General features: G+C 70.3%; 18 protein-coding genes and 1 pseudogene. 16 read left to right on the top strand and 3 right to left on the bottom strand.

The genetic code is table 11. From position 1 onward, the window contains the following. The first annotated feature begins 8 nt into the window (after positions 1–8). The gene (locus CP976_RS00340; RefSeq protein WP_150478461.1) at positions 9–461 is read left to right on the top strand and encodes an Lrp/AsnC family transcriptional regulator; all 453 of its coding nucleotides are present in this window, start codon (positions 9–11) and stop codon (positions 459–461) included. A gap of 189 nt (positions 462–650) precedes the next feature. Here CP976_RS00340 and CP976_RS43410 read toward each other — a convergent pair whose 3' ends face one another. Together CP976_RS43410 and CP976_RS00330 are read right to left on the bottom strand one after the other, a co-directional pair. Next, the gene (locus tag CP976_RS43410) at positions 651–860 is read right to left on the bottom strand and encodes an ATP-dependent DNA ligase (protein WP_229876480.1); all 210 of its coding nucleotides are present in this window, start codon (positions 858–860) and stop codon (positions 651–653) included. A 385-nt stretch (positions 861–1,245) separates the two neighbouring features. After that, entirely contained in the window at positions 1,246–1,920 is a 675-nt protein-coding gene (locus tag CP976_RS00330) for a DUF3592 domain-containing protein (protein ID WP_150478460.1), read from the bottom strand. Positions 1,921–2,041: 121 nt separating this feature from the next. Here CP976_RS00330 and CP976_RS00325 point away from each other — a divergent pair, with 121 nt between their 5' ends. The 15 genes and pseudogenes from CP976_RS00325 to CP976_RS00260 all read left to right on the top strand — a co-directional run bounded on the left by CP976_RS00325 (position 2,042) and on the right by CP976_RS00260 (position 14,371). Next, on the top strand, positions 2,042–2,314 hold the full coding sequence (locus CP976_RS00325; protein WP_150478459.1) for a hypothetical protein: 273 nt from the start codon (positions 2,042–2,044) through the stop codon (positions 2,312–2,314). 74 nt (positions 2,315–2,388) lie between these two features. After that, positions 2,389–2,502, top strand: a complete 114-nt coding sequence (locus tag CP976_RS43405) for a DUF6207 family protein (RefSeq protein ID WP_229876478.1) — start codon at positions 2,389–2,391, stop codon at positions 2,500–2,502. Positions 2,503–2,786: 284 nt separating this feature from the next. Continuing rightward, positions 2,787–3,437: a uridine kinase family protein gene (locus tag CP976_RS00320; RefSeq protein ID WP_150485152.1), complete on the top strand. Its 651-nt coding sequence runs from the start codon at positions 2,787–2,789 to the stop codon at positions 3,435–3,437. Positions 3,438–3,557: 120 nt separating this feature from the next. After that, positions 3,558–3,638, top strand: a pseudogene (locus CP976_RS44585) (DUF6336 family protein); the annotation flags it as partial. A 312-nt stretch (positions 3,639–3,950) separates the two neighbouring features. Further along, complete coding sequence (locus tag CP976_RS00315) at positions 3,951–4,136, top strand: hypothetical protein (RefSeq protein ID WP_150478458.1); 186 nt, start codon at positions 3,951–3,953, stop codon at positions 4,134–4,136. Beyond that, on the top strand, positions 4,133–4,984 hold the full coding sequence (locus CP976_RS00310; protein ID WP_150478457.1) for a hypothetical protein: 852 nt from the start codon (positions 4,133–4,135) through the stop codon (positions 4,982–4,984). Before CP976_RS00315 ends, CP976_RS00310 begins: the two co-directional genes overlap by 4 nt. Next, positions 4,981–5,943, top strand: a complete 963-nt coding sequence (locus CP976_RS00305) for a DUF6895 family protein (RefSeq protein ID WP_150478456.1) — start codon at positions 4,981–4,983, stop codon at positions 5,941–5,943. Before CP976_RS00310 ends, CP976_RS00305 begins: the two co-directional genes overlap by 4 nt. After that, entirely contained in the window at positions 5,940–7,106 is a 1,167-nt protein-coding gene (locus CP976_RS00300) for a serine hydrolase domain-containing protein (RefSeq protein WP_229876477.1), read from the top strand. Before CP976_RS00305 ends, CP976_RS00300 begins: the two co-directional genes overlap by 4 nt. A 304-nt stretch (positions 7,107–7,410) precedes the next feature. Next, positions 7,411–9,030 (top strand): RICIN domain-containing protein, encoded by a 1,620-nt coding sequence (locus tag CP976_RS00295; RefSeq protein WP_150478455.1) that lies wholly within the window; start codon positions 7,411–7,413, stop codon positions 9,028–9,030. A 114-nt stretch (positions 9,031–9,144) separates the two neighbouring features. Then, complete coding sequence (locus tag CP976_RS43400; protein ID WP_150478454.1) at positions 9,145–9,540, top strand: DUF6003 family protein; 396 nt, start codon at positions 9,145–9,147, stop codon at positions 9,538–9,540. 33 nt (positions 9,541–9,573) lie between these two features. After that, the gene (locus CP976_RS00285) at positions 9,574–10,137 is read left to right on the top strand and encodes a VanZ family protein (RefSeq protein WP_229876475.1); all 564 of its coding nucleotides are present in this window, start codon (positions 9,574–9,576) and stop codon (positions 10,135–10,137) included. Positions 10,138–11,231: 1,094 nt separating this feature from the next. After that, entirely contained in the window at positions 11,232–11,759 is a 528-nt protein-coding gene (locus CP976_RS00280) for a GNAT family N-acetyltransferase (protein ID WP_150478453.1), read from the top strand. Positions 11,760–12,160: 401 nt separating this feature from the next. Beyond that, complete coding sequence (locus CP976_RS44580; protein ID WP_373304930.1) at positions 12,161–13,036, top strand: flavin reductase family protein; 876 nt, start codon at positions 12,161–12,163, stop codon at positions 13,034–13,036. A gap of 108 nt (positions 13,037–13,144) precedes the next feature. After that, positions 13,145–13,333 carry a PNPOx family protein gene (locus tag CP976_RS00265; protein WP_150478452.1) on the top strand — a complete coding sequence of 63 codons (189 nt, stop codon included), beginning with the start codon at positions 13,145–13,147 and terminating at the stop codon, positions 13,331–13,333. A 9-nt stretch (positions 13,334–13,342) separates the two neighbouring features. After that, positions 13,343–14,371, top strand: a complete 1,029-nt coding sequence (locus tag CP976_RS00260) for an aldo/keto reductase family protein (RefSeq protein WP_150478451.1) — start codon at positions 13,343–13,345, stop codon at positions 14,369–14,371. Between the two features lie 662 nt (positions 14,372–15,033). Here the strand turns inward: CP976_RS00260 and ssuE are convergent. Beyond that, a complete protein-coding gene (ssuE, locus tag CP976_RS00250) occupies positions 15,034–15,588 on the bottom strand; it encodes an NADPH-dependent FMN reductase (protein ID WP_150478450.1) in 555 nt (184 codons plus the stop codon). Positions 15,589–15,599: the final 11 nt, after the last annotated feature.

Genomic DNA, 15,599 nt, shown 5'->3' with positions numbered 1-15,599 from the left:
AGGCAAGCGTGGACGAACTAGATTCGGCGTTGGTGCGGATGCTCCAGGAGGACGGTCGGCGCACCAACCGGGACATGGCCCAGGAACTCGGTATCGCCCCGTCCACGTGTCTGGAGCGAATCCGGTCGCTGCGCAGGAGCGGCGTCCTGACGGGATTTCACGCGGAGGCAGACCTCGCGGCGATCGGCCGCGGGTTGCAGGCGGTGATCGCCGTACGGGTCCGCCCGCCGACACGTGCTGTGATCGAGGCCTTCCAGACCTTCTTGGAGGGGATGCCCGAGGTCATCTCGATCTTCGTCCTCACCGGGAACGACGACTTCCTCGTGCACGTCGCCGTCCGGGACACCGACCATCTGCACGCAGTGGTCCTGGAGAAGCTGGCGAAGCGCCCGGAACTCGCCGACGTACGGACGTCGGTGGTTTATGGGCACATGCGCAAGAAGGTCATCGGTCCGGCGTGACTCCGGCGCGGCCCCCGCTCGCGGCGGGCCACCGGGCCCGCGGTGCGGTCTCCTTGGCCGCCACAACCAGCAGGTCGTTCGCCTCAGGGCGGCTCACCGTGTCCGGGCCCGTGGCCGACGGGCACAGCGCCACGGGGCCGACAACCTTCGCGCGGCGAACAGCGACTCCCGACGGGCCCGGCGTCGCCGCTAGGGCCAGAGGGTCGTGTCCGTCCCGGACAACCGGAGCAGGTCGAAGACCACGAAGTGGACCGGCCACTCGGTAGCCGCCCGTGCCGCCCCGGCACCACGCCGGGCAAGCCGGTCCTGCAACCGCTCGAAAGCGAGCCGCCCCTCCTCCCACATGACCAGCTCGCCATCCAGTGCGGTCGCGTCCGGCAGCTGGGCTGCGTCGGCCACCACCTCCTGAAACGCCCGTCCCAGCTCGGTGCCGCGCCTTGACCGCAGCACCACCTACCCCGCGTCGACGGAGACCAGAGCCCGGAACCCGTCCCACTTAGGTTCTGCGGCCCAGCCGGGCCGCAGACCGGGATCGGGCACGGGGGAGCTGAGCATCGGCTCCGGCAGCGTCCGTGTCACGCACCACGCCTTCCACGCTGGTCGGTCGCCGTTCGAGTGCGCTGACCCAAGCGACTTCCTCAGCCGGGCGGGGCTGTCTTCCAGCTCGAACGCACCCCGTTGAGGCGGACGAGCCGGCCAACACACCAGCCGATACGCACCCCGGATTGCAGCCACCCACGATCCGCCTTGCCGCCCACCGCCATGTCCAGGGAGTGTCCCCCGTCTACTTTTCCTCCCGGCTCACCCGTACGCAGCCCCACGTGCCTGTCACGACGATCAGCGCTGCCAGGCCGCCGATGATCCCTTTGTATGCGCCGGGGTCCAGATCCACTTCCGTGTCCTCGAACGGACCAGCTGCTCCCTTGGGGTCGTAAAGCACGCGAAGTCTGTCCCCTGGCTCCACCCTTTCCGGGTCGCAGCCGTCCGTCATCTGAGGTGAGATCTCCCGGCCGTCGCGGGTGCGGAGCGTGCACTTGTCGGTCTTGCCGTTGTCGACGTCGACCACGACGGCCTCGGTCCACCGGCCCCGTTTCTCCAGGCCCCGCTCTTCGCCGGCCTCTCGGGTGATGACCGCCAGCACGACTGTGGCGGTGAGGGCAACGGTGAGCGCCCCGATGGCCACTTTCGGCGGCTTCTTATGAGTGAGGTGGCGGAGCAAGAGGGCCGGTACCAGGACGAGCGCCAGGGGTATCGCCAGCGCGGAGGTGATGAAGGCCGGGCCGCGCAGGAAGCCCGGCAGGGGCACCACCGGAGCGAACCACATCAGGGCCACCGAGGCCGCTACGCACGCGCTGTTGAACAGGAACCAGCGAATCGGACCCGTATGGGGTGGGCGTCGGGGAGGGGCGTTCTCGGCCGGCCGGGCCGCTCGGTCGGCTCCTGCCGCGAGCCCGCGCATGTCCCTGTCCGTTGCCATTCGCTCCCTCTCCGTCTGCATCGGCCTGCCGACGGATGAGCGTACGGGGCACCAGGGTCGCCTGGGCGCCCGCGCTGTCAGTGGCGGCTGCAAGGCTGAACGGATGGACAGCGACGATGAGCAGCTGCTGCGCGGCCGGATCTACGGAGCCGACCACGAACACCCGGGCCCCAAGCCGGGACGGCGCTACGCCGAACTGGTGGGCGGGCCGCTGGACGGATTGCTGCTCGATATCACCGGCTGGAGGCCGGAGGAGATCGACGACGGTGTCTCCCTCCCGACTGAGCTCGGCCAGTTCGGGCCTGGGGGCCGGGCGCTGTACGACCCACGCCCCGGAGATCCGTCCCTCTGGGACTGGGGCGGCGACAGCCCCTGACGGCCCGAAACTCAGGCGGGTGAAGGCACGGCAGCGGCGGAACTCTCCCCGGGGGCCCGGCCGTAGTGCCGTACATGGACCCGATCAACGAGACGCACGTCAGCAGGCCTGGCCTGGTCGTCGTCGACGTGGCGGCCGCCGGCCACGCTACCGCGCTCGCCTTCCAGCAGCTGCTCGCCAAACGGTGAGCGAACGGCGACAGCGGAGCACACGAGTTCGGGAGCCACCTGGGACGCACCTGCATGATCAAAGTCAGTGAGAAGTGACGTTCACTCAGTGACCTCTTTTCGACCTGCCTGATCGCTTGGGGTTCCCCCAGTCCGCGGCCGATACCGGGGCTGGCGAAACGGATCGAGTGTCGCCGCCCGACTCCGACGTGGCCGCTCGACCATGACCTCGATAAGGTCAGTCGACCGGTGGACCGTCCGGGCAGGCCGGAAGCGTGTCCTCACCTCCGGAGACAGGTTTGTCGATGCGTCTGCATCCAGGCGAGACCGAAGCCGTTGGCTGGCGGGTGGTGACCGTGCTCGACGCCGTCCGGCAGCTGCGCGATGCATCACCCGACGTCACCGGACGTCCGAGGGTGATCGCGATCGACGGCAGGGGCGGCGCCGGCAAGACGACCCTGGCCGAGCGGCTACGCAAGGTGGTGCCCAACTCCGCCATCATGCACACCGACGACATCGCCTGGAACCACGCCTGCTTCGACTGGGGTGCCGTGCTCGTCGAGAACATCCTGCAACCCCTGCATCGAGGTGAGGCGGTGCAATTCCGCCCTGATGCCTGGATCACCCACGATCGGCCCGGATCGATCACCATCCCCGCCGGTGCCGACTTCGTCTGGGTCGAGGGCACCGGCGTCATTCGCGCAGAGCTTGCCCCGTGGTTGGACGCCTCGGTGTGGATGCAGGGCGATCTCGATGAGCAAGAGCGCTTGTTGGTCGCCCGCGACGGTGACTCCCCGGAGCAGCTGGAGCACGTGGCGAACTGGCTGCTGGAGGAACTGCCGTTCACGTTGCGAGAACAGCCGTGGTCCCGAGCCACTGCGATCGTCGCCGGCCCTCCGAAGATCGACCACGACCCGGACACCGAGTTGGTCATCGCCCCACCGACCAGCCCTTAGCTCGGCCGACTCAGTTCCCCGCATGGCTCCCATCGGGAGAAGCACGTCTCACGCTCCCAGCGCTCCTATCCGCGCTTCGCGGCCGACCCGGGACGTCCGCTCGTCACTGTCTTCTGGTGGACCTGCGGGGGAGACATCCGGCGCTGCCGCGACTGGCACACCGTCACGGGTCAGGCCCGGCCCTTGTTGGTCGCCGCCCCGGTCCTGCCGCGACAGACGACGGGCGAAGAACGGCCGCACGAGATTCGATTACGGCCCCGCGGCCAGTTCCCTCTTCCCGGGCAAGAGCCGGCATGGCGGTTCGTCGTCTGTGGTGAGAGTCAGAGGGGTTCGGTGCGTGGACTGGGCGAGCATGCCCGAGTCGCACACATCTGCGAACACTCACCCACACGGTCGGGTGAATTGTGTGTTTTTTCCACTCACTCGGGTGGTGCAGGGCTGACCCCTCGTGTGGGCCGGTGCGGCCCGGCAACAGTGCAGGTACGAAGCGGCTTTTCTCTCCGAGGAGTTGTCATGCTGACCGAAGTTCTGTCGCCCGACACAATGACGCTGGATGCGGAGGTCCTGGAGGACCTGCTGACGCATCCCGAGGCGCCGGTGAGCGCCGCCCCGTCTCCCGGCCCGGAGGCAGGGATCCCAGTTCTGGTTCTCGCGCTGGCTCTCGCGCCGAAGGAGCCGAAGGAGTCTCGGCGTCGATGATCACTCATCGGTCCCGGGCGGTTCACAGCGCCTCGGTGGAGGTGCTGGCACGGCGGGTCCGTGAGGGGCTCGGCGGTGCGGGCAGTGGGACCCCCGTGGCCGACCATCTGCGGGCGGCCGCCGAAGGGGGCGGTTCGACCGCGGCCGGGCATGCGGGCGCCCGTGAAGGGGCGCCCGGCCCGGTGGTCGCGGCAGGCGCCGTGCGCCTGTTGTCCGCCGATGTAGTGGCGGGGCACCTGCTGGCCGGGCGGCCGCTGCCGGCGCCGGAGTCGCAGGCCGTCCGCCTCGCTCTTTCGGCGCTGCCGCCCGCACCACGCGCGTCCGTGGCAGTGCTGCACGGCGGTGAGGGGGCGTGGCTGCGGGCCTGGACGGACTGGGGTCTGGTCACGGCCTTGGCCGGGGCGGATGCCACGCAACCGCCGGTGCCCGCGCCGGTGCCGCCCGGCCCGCCGGTCTGCGAGGACCGGCTGCCTCGCCGTCACCGGACCGGCGGCGCTGCCGAAGGCGGGAGTGTGAGGGAGGGCTGGGTGGCGTGGTCGCTGCGTATGGGGCAGTTGGCGTCACTGGCCCTGCCTCATCTGGATGGTCCGGTCCACGATGCCGCCCGCGGTGGCGTCCTGGGTCTGGCGCGGGGGGCGACCCGCGCGCTGCTCAGGGGTGACTTCGCCACGGCGGCGCGCTTGAACCGCTGGCTGGCCTGGCTGGCCGCCGACGGCAGCACGCTCCCGGTGGACGCGGGCGTGCTCGGCGCGGAGATCGCGCTGCGCGGGGGCGGTGAACGGTGCCTGCTGGACGTGGCGATCGCCAACCGGATGCTGGAGGGGGAGCGGGCGTGGACCCGGAAATGACCACAGTGGCCGGCATCGCGCAGGACATGGCCGCCCGGGCCCTGACGTGGCTGCACGCCAACCGCCGCCGGGGTGCACTGGGTGACGGCGGGATCGCAGGGGACCCGGATGCCTACAAGGCGCTGACCGAGACGGCGCTGGCCGCCTGCCTGGTCCTGCGTGACGGCGCCGCAGGCAGCCGTGAGGCCGCCCTGGCCCGCAACCTGCTCGACTTCTGCTGGGACCAGTTGCAGGAAGGCGCACTGCTCTACGACCGCCTTCTGCGCCACCCCCTCCTCACCGACGCCCTGGAGGGGTACGCCCACTTCGCGCGTGCCGGCTACCGCCACCCGGGAGTGGAACGGCTCATCCCCCACCTCGCCGCCACGGGCATCGTCACGCTCGTCGAACATGTGCCCAACCGGCGCCTCGCCGTGGCCAACGCCCTGCGCATCACCGGCCACGGTCAAGCCCTGGAGGCGGCCCAGTGGGAGACGCTGGCGCGAGCCACCTGGCTGGGCAGCACCCCAGCGCCCTGGCACATCGACTGGATGACGGGCTATCACCTCACCCACACCGTCTTCCATCTCACCGACTGGGGGGCCCGGCCCGACGGCCTGCCCGAGGACGTGGCCGCCCATCTCACCCGCTGGCTGCCGGTGTGGATCGACATCTGGACCGAGACCTGCCAGTTCGACCTGGTCGGCGAACTCCTCCTGGTCGACAGCTGCCTGCTCCACCCGCACGCTGATCCGGCCGACTGGCAGTGCCTGGCCCAACGCCAGCACCCCGACGGCCTGATGCCCCGCGACGGGAACCCCGTCGACGACGATCCCGTCATTCGCTTCCAGGAGCACCAGCACACCACGATCGTGGCCGCCGTCGCCGGCACCGTCGCCCTCACCCGTGCTCTGGACCGCGCCGGTGACGGATCCGGCACCGGCCTTCTGGCCCCCGCGCACGGGGACCGCCCGCAGTGACCCCCACCCCGGCCCATCCCGGCGCCGACGGCCTGCCCGTACCTGCGGGCCCCACACCTCGCCTCCCGCACCTGGCAGAAGACGACGCGCAGCGCCGGCACCACGGCGAAGCCGGGCCCATCCTCGACTCGGCCGGTGTGCGACAGGCGGTGACGTCGCTGCTGTCGGCCGCGCCCGGCGCCAGCACCGTCGTCGGTCTGCACCGCGCCGGACACCGGGCGCTGATCGCGCGCGGCCGCACCACCACCCACCACGACGCAGCCCCCTCCACACCGGCCACGCGGTTCGAGATCGGGTCCCTGACCAAGCCGTTCACCGCCCTGCTCCTGGCCGAACAAGCCGCCAGCGGCGTGCTGGAGCTGAACGACCCGCTCTGCCGCCACCTGCCCGCACACGTGCTCCTGCCCCCGGGTGGACATGCGATCACCCTCACCCACCTGGCCACCCACACCTCCGGCCTGCCCCGCCTGCCCCCCGGCCTGCTGCGCCAAGCCCTTCCGGCACTGTTCACCAACCCCTACGCCGGCTTCACCACCGACCACGTATTGCGCGCACTGGCCCGCACCCGCCTGCACGCCCCTCCCGGCACCCGCGTGCGCTACTCCAACTTCGGCGTGGGCCTGCTGGGCCACGCACTCCTAGACGCGGCCGGCGCCACCGACTACGCCGCACTCCTCCACGACCGGGTACTCGCCCCGCTGGGCCTGCACGACATCGACTGCGAGCCGACACCCCCCGCCGGGACCACGCAGGCCACCGGCTACTGGCACCGCCGACCGAGGCCCCCCTTCCACGTCCCGGGCCTGCCGGCCGCCGGTGCTCTGCGCGCCAGCGCCCGCGACCTGCTCACCCTCACCGAAGCCCTCCTCGACCCCCGCACGACCAGCGTGCCCCCCACGCTGCGGACCGCGCTCAGGGAGGTCCGCCGCCCCCGCCTGCGGCTCCGGGACAACCGGGGGATGGCGTTGGTCTGGAACATCCGCACCCGCCCCGACGGGACCAGCCTCTATCACCACGCTGGCGCCACCCGCGGCTGCACCGCCTTCGCCGGCTTCAACCTCCAACACGGCACAGCCCTGGTAGCTCTGGCGAACACCGCACCCGCCCTGGGCAACGCCTTCATCCAGGCCGCCTACACCGCCCTGATCGCCCTCCAGCCTTGACACCGAGCCCCCTGCTGGCGCCGGCTGGGGCGGTGGCATGAGACCGGTGTCTTCGACCGGTTGCATCGCCTCTGCTCGGCGAGCTGCACGACGGCAGCAGGCTTGGGGCGCCTAACACCCCGGCGACCGCAGACAGTCGTCCCGCAGGGAAGGGCCTCTGTGTCATCGAGACCCTTTGCCGCCGGCTCATGGGTTACCCACAGAAACCCTTTCCCCATGACCTCTCTTGCTCCACTATGAGCCGTCATACCCGCCGGTAGGTCAGGTCTGCGCGCGGGTCGCAAGGTTGCGAGGAGGCGGCGGGATGGCTCGTGCCGACGACGACAGGGATCGTGGCGGTGCGGAGCCCGGTCACGGGATCCACGAGGGCGCGTCCGACGCGCGGCTTACCGAGCTGCTGCGCGCTGATACGGTCACGGCGTATCCGGCGCTCCAGGAACTGCGCGCTCGTCATCATCCGCACGTCCTCGCCTACGCCAGGCTGTGCACTCCCAATGAGTCCACGGCACGACAGCTGGCGGCCCAGGCGTTCATGCTGGCGGCCCGTCAGACCGCCCGCGGGATCGACTCGGGACTGCCCTGGCGCCACCAACTCCTCCTGCTGGTCGCCCGGTCGGCCGGGTCCTGGGCAGGGGACGGGCGGGCGGCCGCCCTGGACGCGGGGCTGTTGCTCGTCCTGAACACGGCCGGCCCCTCCGGCCCCCTGCCCTCCATGCTCACGGCGTTTCAGTCCCTGCCTTCCCGTACTCAGGGCCTGATCTGGTACGGGATCGTGGAGCGGGAGCCCACGGAAAACACGGCCGCCCTCCTCGGCCTGACCCGGGAGGACGTCACCTACGGCACAGACGCGGCGCTGCAGCAGCTGGCCCGTGCCTGCCTGCGCACCCGCCTCACCGCCTCCGAGGACCCGGACTGCCCCGACTTCGGCCGCCTCATCGAGGAGTCCATACGGCCTGACAGCCCCCGCGACAGCTCCGATCTGCACGCCCATATGGCGCGCTGCCCGCACTGCACGACGGCCTACGAGGAGCTGTCAGCCCTGCGGGACGCACCGCGCGCGGCGCTGGCGGAGGGGCTGCTGCCGTGGGGCGGCACGGCGTACGCGGCGGGTGACCCGGGCGAGCGGGCGGCCGGTGGCACCGCCGTGTGGCGGAGCGGGTCCGGCCCTGCCGGGTCCGGGCGGGATCTGGAGGAGGGGGAAGGGACACCGGATCGCCGGCGCACCGTGCTGGTGTCGGCAGTGCTGGGGGTGGCCTTGCTGCCGGTGGCGGTGTTCCTGATGGCGCAGGGCGGATCGCCGTCGCACGACCCGGTGGGCTCGGATAACGCTCGGGTGAGTGCGCCGCCGGTGGCGGTGACGGTGACGGCCACTGTGTCGGCGACGCCGTCGCCGGCCTCGCCCTCGCCCTCGCCGCCGCCCTCGCCGTCGCGGACCTCGAAGTCGCCCTCCCCGACGAGGAGTCCGTCACCGACGAAGACGGCGAGCCCGAAGCCGCCGCCCTCCTCCACGCGCCCGCTCTCCGGCTCGTTCGCGCAGGTTGTGAACGTCGCGTCTGGCCTGTGCCTGGACGTGAGCGGCGCTTTCTCCAACGGGACCGATGTGATCACGGCCCCCTGCTCCTCATCACGCACCCAGCGCTGGCGCGTCGACGACGACCGCAGGGTGCTCCAGTCGGCCGCCGATCCCGACTTCTGCCTGGACAGCCGGGGAGCGACGCACCGGGGCGTCGGGATCTGGGGTTGCGACTCGGTGGACGGCCGCAACGGCCGGAACCTGATGTTCGTGGTGGACGAGGACGGGCTGATCCGCCCCGCCATCGCCTTCGGTACGGCCGTCACGCCGGACGGCGGCGCCGGGGACGGGCTGTCGCTGGAGTCGGCGGGTGCAGGCACCGAGCAGCGGTGGCGGGCGGGGGCCGCTTGATCAGACCTCACGCACGTTGCGCTGCTGGGCCAGCCCGGTCGGCAGGTCGTTTGGACGTGATCTGGGGCAGCGAGGAGTAGCAGGTCCGCGCGGGCGCCGGGGGTGAGACGGCCGATGTCGTCTCGGCGCAGAACCGCCGCGCTGCTCGGCTTCCGGGACGCCACCGAGGACTGGGAAGTCCTGGTGCAGCGCGCGGCCACCACGGGGATTCCCGCACCGCGCATCGTGCAGCTCACGGGTCTGGATCCTCTGGACGTCACGCGAGCCCTCGCCGAGAACCCCTGGCACCTTTCGGTTTTGTCGATGCAGTCGCCGCCGGGGACGCGGCGGATGTGCCCGCCGCTCGCCGCAGCTGTCACCAGGTCGCAGCGCTCGTCACACTCGCGGAGGTGGGCCGGCGAGGCACTGCTGCGCCGCTTTCTCAGTCAACTGCCGCCGGGGCACGCCGACGTCTTCGCCGTACGGATTCGTGTGCACCGCCGAGTGCGTGCCGTTTCTCTTCGAGGGTAACGGAACGGCAACCAACCCTGACTGGGGGCCGTGATGGCGCGCACAGTTCTGTACGACAAAGCCGCGAAGAAGGCAGAGGGCCGGGCCGGCCCTGGCAAGCCCGTTCTCTCCTGGTGGGGGCGTGCTGTGGTCATGCTGGTGGCCTTTGCGGCGACGGTGGCTTTCGCGGTGTTGCTGGCCCGGCTGACTTTGGAACCGTCTCCTGCCTCCGAGTCGTTGACGCACAGTAATCTGCGCCCTGGGGACTCCATACGCAGCTACCTCGCGCAGCCTGCCTTCCGTGACACGGCCAAGCAGCTCGGCGGCAACATCGTGCTGGGCATCCCGTTCGGCGTGCTGTTGCCGGTGCTGGTTCCCAGAGCCCGCGGGCTGCTGCGCCTGACAGCACTCACGGCGCTGGTGATGCTGCTGGTCGAACTCGTCCAAGGTGCCCTGATCACCGGGCGGGCCTTCGACATCGATGATGTCCTGCTCAACACGTCGGGTGCCTTGCTGGGCTACCTGCTGATCGGTCGTCGGCTCGGCCGCACGGTGCACCCCAGGCGGCGCCACTGGTGGCAGCGCTTCACCAAACGGCCGGGCACTGGCGCCGGCTGAGGCCCCGGCCGGCAGGGGAGTGAGCCACCTGTCACGACGCATCCGGCCGGAGTGCCGGTCCGAGCACTGACGGCCCGAGCAGAACAGCGCCATGTCCATCGCCGTAGGCCCGGGCCTTCTTCCTGCGCGAAGGAGATGAGTCCGAGCTGTACGCCCCGGCGTGGGCAGGCCCTATGGCCGGGGTGCCACGTCCACGACCTCCAGCGACCCCGAGCAGGAGACGCGGGCGTCCCGAACAGCTCGGTCCGCTCGGTCGGGTCATGCCGCCACGGAATACCTTTGCCAGTCAGCGGCTCCGTCGCGGCGTAGCAGGACGAAGTTGGCGCCAAGAGGCGGGCGAGGGGTCACGTCGCTGCGGGGTCACGGGGTAGCTTGCCGGCATGTCCGACGTGATGCGGAGGCGCAGGCGCGGCTGGGTGACGGCGAGCCGTCCGAGGAGCAGGTGCGGCATGCGGTGCTGGCGTTCCGCGTCGGCGGTGCGCGGGCGACGATGGCCGCGGGTGGAGGCGCCATCTTGGGGGCGGCGGTCGGCTCGGGCCCGTCGCCGGTGCCGCTGAGGCTGCCGCAGCGGTTCGTCGTGGCGTTGTCCACACATCGGTTGCTGCTGTTCGGCGTGGGCGGATTCTGTCGTCGGAGGGGTGGCCAGAGTGTTGCGGGTCGGCGTTGAGTTCACCGATGGCGACATGTTGAGCTGGGAGTCTCCTCGCTTTCAGATCGCCGACGGCCGGGTGCTGCTGACGGAACTGCGGGAACGGGTAGACGGCTGAGGTCGTCGCCGAGCGGTGAAGGCAGTCGATCTCACCGGCCGCCACCAGCACGGTGATCTACTCCATCGCTAGCCTCGCCGTTTCGGTCGAGATGAGGCCGGAAGCCGGGAGGAAATGCGAAAGTGCCTTCTGAGCTGGGGACGATCGATGAACCTTGTCGAGGAGTTCTGTCGGTCCGAGCGGAAGGCACGTTCTGCGTGCAGGGGATCGAAAACACGAGCTGCGCGATCGACTCGATCCTCCGGCGGGCGTAGGGTGTTCGGCGGCGCGGGCACCCTTGCATAGGCTGGACGTCTTATTCGACGCACCGCGAGGATCAGCCCGCCCATGCGCAGCAGCACTAGGATTCGCCTGATCGAGCCCACCGACGCCGCCCCGATATCCGCGCATCGGGTGCGGGACTTCGAGGCTTTCCGGCCGTGGGAACCGGCCCAGCCGGCCGACTTCTTCACCCCGGAGGGCCAGGCGGAGCGGATCGACAAGCTGCTGGCCGGATACCGAGCCGGCACGGTCTGGCCGGGCGTGGTACTCGCCGACGACCAGGTGATCGGGCAGGTCACCGTCGGAGGCATCCTGCCGCAGCCGCACCTGCGCCGCGCCTCCGTCGGATACTGGATCGCCAGCGTCGCCCAGAACCAAGGGCACGCCGGGCACGCCGTCGGGCTTGTACTTCGGGTGATGACGGACGAACTCGGGTTGCACCGCGCCGAGGCGTCCACGAATCTGGAGAATCTGCCGTCGCAGCGGGTGCTGCGCCGCAACGGGTTCAGCCCGTACGGCGTCGCGCACTCCTCGATCTTTCTCAACGGGAGCTGGCGGGACGGGCTGCTGTGGGAGCGGATCCTCGGCGAATGATCTCGTCGTTTCGGTTGAGATGAGGCCGTAAGCGGGGAGGAAATACGAAAGTGCCTTCTGAGCTAGGGCGATGAACCTTGTCGAGGGGGTCTGTCCGTCCAAGCGGAAGGCACTTTCAGCGCGCGCAGGGTATCCGTTCTCGTCCCAATCTCCACGTCTCCACTGACGGTTCGGGGGTGGTGGGCCCGCGGGCGCACGTTTGCTGGCGGATCTTGCCGATGCCACCGGTCTGACTCGACGGCGGTGAGGCGATAGCGGATCTGGCCGTGCTGCGGGACCAAGGCGAGGTATTCGGACCGGTCGTCTCCACGCCCACCGCCTGGCGGTTGCTCGCCGACACCGGCGGGGCAGCACTCGCCTCGCTGCGAGCGGCCCGTGCCTCAGCCCGGGAAGTCGCCTGGATGCAGGCCGCCGAAACCGGCGGCCGCGCCCACTTGCAAAGGCGGCTTCGGCTTTCATCCGCTGCTCTGCTTCCTCGCGAAAAACGGGCGAGGCCATGTCTGGCCGACTGCGACTCGGCAACTCCGGAGCCAACACCGCCGCCGATCACATCGCGGTGCTGGACGATGCCCCCGCACAGATCCCCGACGCTCGCCGGTACGGCACCCAGATCCTGGTCCGCGCCGACAGCGCCGGATCCGCGAAGGCCTTCCTCACGCATATCCGGGCCTTGCGCGAGCAGCAAATTGAACCTGCGGTTCTCGGTCGGATACGCGGTCACCGAGCAAGGCCGTGGTGCGATCCGCTCACTGCCCGAAACTCTCTGGCATCCCGCCTTGGACCAGAACGGGACACTGCGAGACGGTGCCGAGGTCGCCGAACTGACCGGCATGGTCGACTTTGCCGGTTACCCGGTCGGCACCCGCATCACCGTGCGGCGCGAACGACCGCACCCCGGGCGCCCAACTGTCCCTGTTCGACCACGACGAGGGCCTGCGGCACCAGGTATTCCTTACTCGGCGACCTGGTCCTGGAGACACGAACCGGGCGGTCGAGCTGGTCCTTCGGCCCTTCACGTCCTGAAACGAGCACGCGTGGTCTCGGCCAATAAGTTTTGGACCGTGCTCGCACGGTTTCCCAGCGGGGTCACTCTCGGCACGGCACGAGGAGACCGCGGAGGCGCTCGCGGACTCACCGCGAGCGCCTTCTGTTCTGTGTCCTGGGACCCACCGCTCGTTCTGGCCGGTGTGGCACGGTCGGCGCGGACGCTGACCGCCATCCAGGAGGCGGGGCGCTTCGAAATCAGCCATCTTGGCGACCACATCGCGCGGTGGTAAGCCTGTTCGCTACAAAGGGGACCGACAAGTTCAACGGGGAATGGACGGTGCTGGTGCCGCACGTTTCCCCAGTGCTGCCGGACGCGCTGTTTGCCATGGAATGTCATCGTGCACCGGACAGTCCCGGTCGGTGACCACGAGGTGGTCACCGGGGCGGTCGAGATGGTCCGCATCGGCGAAGGAGTACCGCTGGTGCATCACGACAGGACCATGCGTCTCCTCGCCGACTGTCACCCTGGCGGCGCCTTGGTGCCGGTCGACGCGGCTGCGGCGCGCCACCATGAGGAGAGAGGCTAGACAAGGTCAATGGAACATCGTCAGCTCGGTCGCAGCGGCCTGATGGTCAGCGAGGTCACGTACGGCAACTGGCTCACCCACGGCGAGCTGACCGACCGCGAGCAGGCTTTGTCCTGTATTCGGACGGCACTCGACGCGGGGATCACCGCGTTCGACACCGCCGACGTGTACGCGCAAGGGGCCGCGGAGGAGCTGCTCGGAGACGGCCTGCAAGGCGTCAGGCGCTCCTCCCTGGTGATCATGAGCAAGGTGTGCCTGCCGACCGGGGACGGCCCGAACGACCGCGGACTGTCCCGCAAGCACATCATGGAGTCCTGCGAGGCCTCCCTGCGCCGGCTGCGGACCGACTACATCGACGTCTACCAGGCCCACCGCTTCGACGAGCGGACGCCCGTCGAGGAAACACTGGTCGCCTTCGACGACCTGGTGCGGCAGGGAAAGGTCCTCTACCTCGGTGTCTCGGAGTGGACCGCCCCGCAGATCGAATCGGCCCTCACCATGGCGGGCGAGCTCGGGTTGCGCAGCCGGATCGTGTCCAACCAGCCGCAGTACAGCATGCTGTGGCGGATCATCGAGCCGGAGATCGTCCCGCTCTGTCTGCGTGAGGGCATCGGTCAGCTGGCCTTCCAGCCTCTCGCGCAGGGCGTGCTCACCGGCAAGTACGGGCCCGGACAGGACTGGCCCGAGGACTCACGGGCGAACGCCGGTGGCCGGGCGCCCAGCTTCATCAACCGGGTCCTCGGCCGGGAGCTGCTCAGCGGTGTCGAGAGTCTGCGCCCGATCGCCGCGGCGTCCGGTCTCTCACTCGCTCAGCTTGCCATCGCCTGGGTGCTGAGCAGGCCGGGAGTCACCTCCGTCGTCGTGGGCGCCACCAGGCCCGAGCAGGTCAAAGAGAACGCGACGGGGGCGGGCAAGCCCCTCGATGAGGACGTACTCGGGCGGATCGACGAGGCTTTGGGCGATCTCATTGACCGCGATCCGGCGAAGACGGCCCAGATGATGGCGGTGAAACCGGCCTGGGCCAGGTCGCGAACCTGACCCACGCGGACGTGTGATGCCCGGTCGGATGGGCGAAGGCCCTCCGACCGGGCAGCTCTGTTTGTCCTGCGCCGCGCCGGCCGCCTGGGCATCACCGTGGACGACCAGGCGCCCGGGCGGGACAGCGCGGCGTCGGTACCCGTGGCGGGTGGCCCTGGGCGAAGGCCACCCAAGCGGCGCGGGCTCGGTCCAGGCTTCCGGGGCATCCGTACGGACCGCTGAAGGTGCTCGTCAGGAGCGCGTGTTGATGTACCGCACACCCGGGCCCCACTTCTCCATGGCCGGCGCCATGCACCACTGGCACAGCGGGCAGCCGCCGAGGCCGTACTCACTTGTGGGTCTTGCGCTGGCATGTGGCGCACGGCCGACCTGGGCGCCCGGGCAGGTCAGGGCGGAGGGGTCGGGCTCGGAGACCGCGGCACGGGAGTCGTCATCGCCCACGACTTCTGGGCGCACACCAGGAGGCTGCCGCCCACCGTGAGCCGGGTTCAAGGGAAAGAGCCCACGATGACCCACGTGATCACCGACGACGAACTCGCCGTCTCCGCCCGCTCGGTGCGAAGGTCGCCTCCACCAAGGACACCCTCGACATCACCGCCCGCATCCTCGAGGTCACCGGCGCCCGGTCCACCGTGAGCGATACGGCCCGCGTCGGCCATCGTTCACGCCGCCGCCCGCAGCGGCCGGCGTTCGCTGAGGGCGGTGGAGAACTGGTCGGTGACCTGGTCCAGTGCCTCCCTCGTACCCGGCTCGACGCTGATGCCGCCGTCCTGCCGCACTTCGATGTCCTTGTGCAGGACGAACCAGCCGGGGGTGATGTGGGCGGCGCCCAGTGAGCTCAGCACCGGGCGCAGGGCGTAGTCGATGGCCAGGACGTGGGCGGTGCTGCCGCCGGTGGCCAGCGGCAGGACGGTCTTGCCCGCCAGTGCGTACTGCGGGAGCAGGTCCAGCAGCGACTTCAGCAGGCCTGAGTAGGCGGCCTTGTAGACGGGGGTGCCGATCACGACGCCGTCCGCCCGCTCGAACAGGGCGGTGGCCTCGATGATCGCCGGATGACCGAAGTCGGCGCGCAGCAGAGCCTCGGGCGGGAGGGAGCGGACGTCCAGAGGGATCACCTCGTGCCCCTGGTCCGTGAGCCGGGCGTCCAGGTGACGCAGGAGACGGGCGGTGCGGGAGGTGGCGGACGGGCTGCCGGAAACGGAGAGAACGGTGGCCATGGAGAATCTCC

The organism is Streptomyces coeruleorubidus (assembly GCF_008705135.1).
In the GTDB taxonomy this organism is placed as follows: Bacteria; Actinomycetota; Actinomycetes; order Streptomycetales; family Streptomycetaceae; genus Streptomyces; species Streptomyces coeruleofuscus.
This window is presented reverse-complemented; position numbering and strand designations above follow the sequence as displayed.

Coding starts and splice junctions, on each gene's coding strand:
- CP976_RS00330 (WP_150478460.1), bottom strand. CDS start 1,920: ATGCGCGGGCTCGCGGCAGGAGCCGACCGAGCGGCCCGGCCGGCCGAG.
- CP976_RS00325 (WP_150478459.1), top strand. CDS start 2,042: ATGGACAGCGACGATGAGCAGCTGCTGCGCGGCCGGATCTACGGAGCC.
- CP976_RS43405 (WP_229876478.1), top strand. CDS start 2,389: ATGGACCCGATCAACGAGACGCACGTCAGCAGGCCTGGCCTGGTCGTC.
- CP976_RS00320 (WP_150485152.1), top strand. CDS start 2,787: ATGCGTCTGCATCCAGGCGAGACCGAAGCCGTTGGCTGGCGGGTGGTG.
- CP976_RS00315 (WP_150478458.1), top strand. CDS start 3,951: ATGCTGACCGAAGTTCTGTCGCCCGACACAATGACGCTGGATGCGGAG.
- CP976_RS00310 (WP_150478457.1), top strand. CDS start 4,133: ATGATCACTCATCGGTCCCGGGCGGTTCACAGCGCCTCGGTGGAGGTG.
- CP976_RS00305 (WP_150478456.1), top strand. CDS start 4,981: ATGACCACAGTGGCCGGCATCGCGCAGGACATGGCCGCCCGGGCCCTG.
- CP976_RS00295 (WP_150478455.1), top strand. CDS start 7,411: ATGGCTCGTGCCGACGACGACAGGGATCGTGGCGGTGCGGAGCCCGGT.
- CP976_RS43400 (WP_150478454.1), top strand. CDS start 9,145: ATGTCGTCTCGGCGCAGAACCGCCGCGCTGCTCGGCTTCCGGGACGCC.
- CP976_RS00285 (WP_229876475.1), top strand. CDS start 9,574: ATGGCGCGCACAGTTCTGTACGACAAAGCCGCGAAGAAGGCAGAGGGC.
- CP976_RS00280 (WP_150478453.1), top strand. CDS start 11,232: ATGCGCAGCAGCACTAGGATTCGCCTGATCGAGCCCACCGACGCCGCC.
- CP976_RS44580 (WP_373304930.1), top strand. CDS start 12,161: ATGCAGGCCGCCGAAACCGGCGGCCGCGCCCACTTGCAAAGGCGGCTT.
- CP976_RS00260 (WP_150478451.1), top strand. CDS start 13,343: ATGGAACATCGTCAGCTCGGTCGCAGCGGCCTGATGGTCAGCGAGGTC.
- ssuE (WP_150478450.1), bottom strand. CDS start 15,588: ATGGCCACCGTTCTCTCCGTTTCCGGCAGCCCGTCCGCCACCTCCCGC.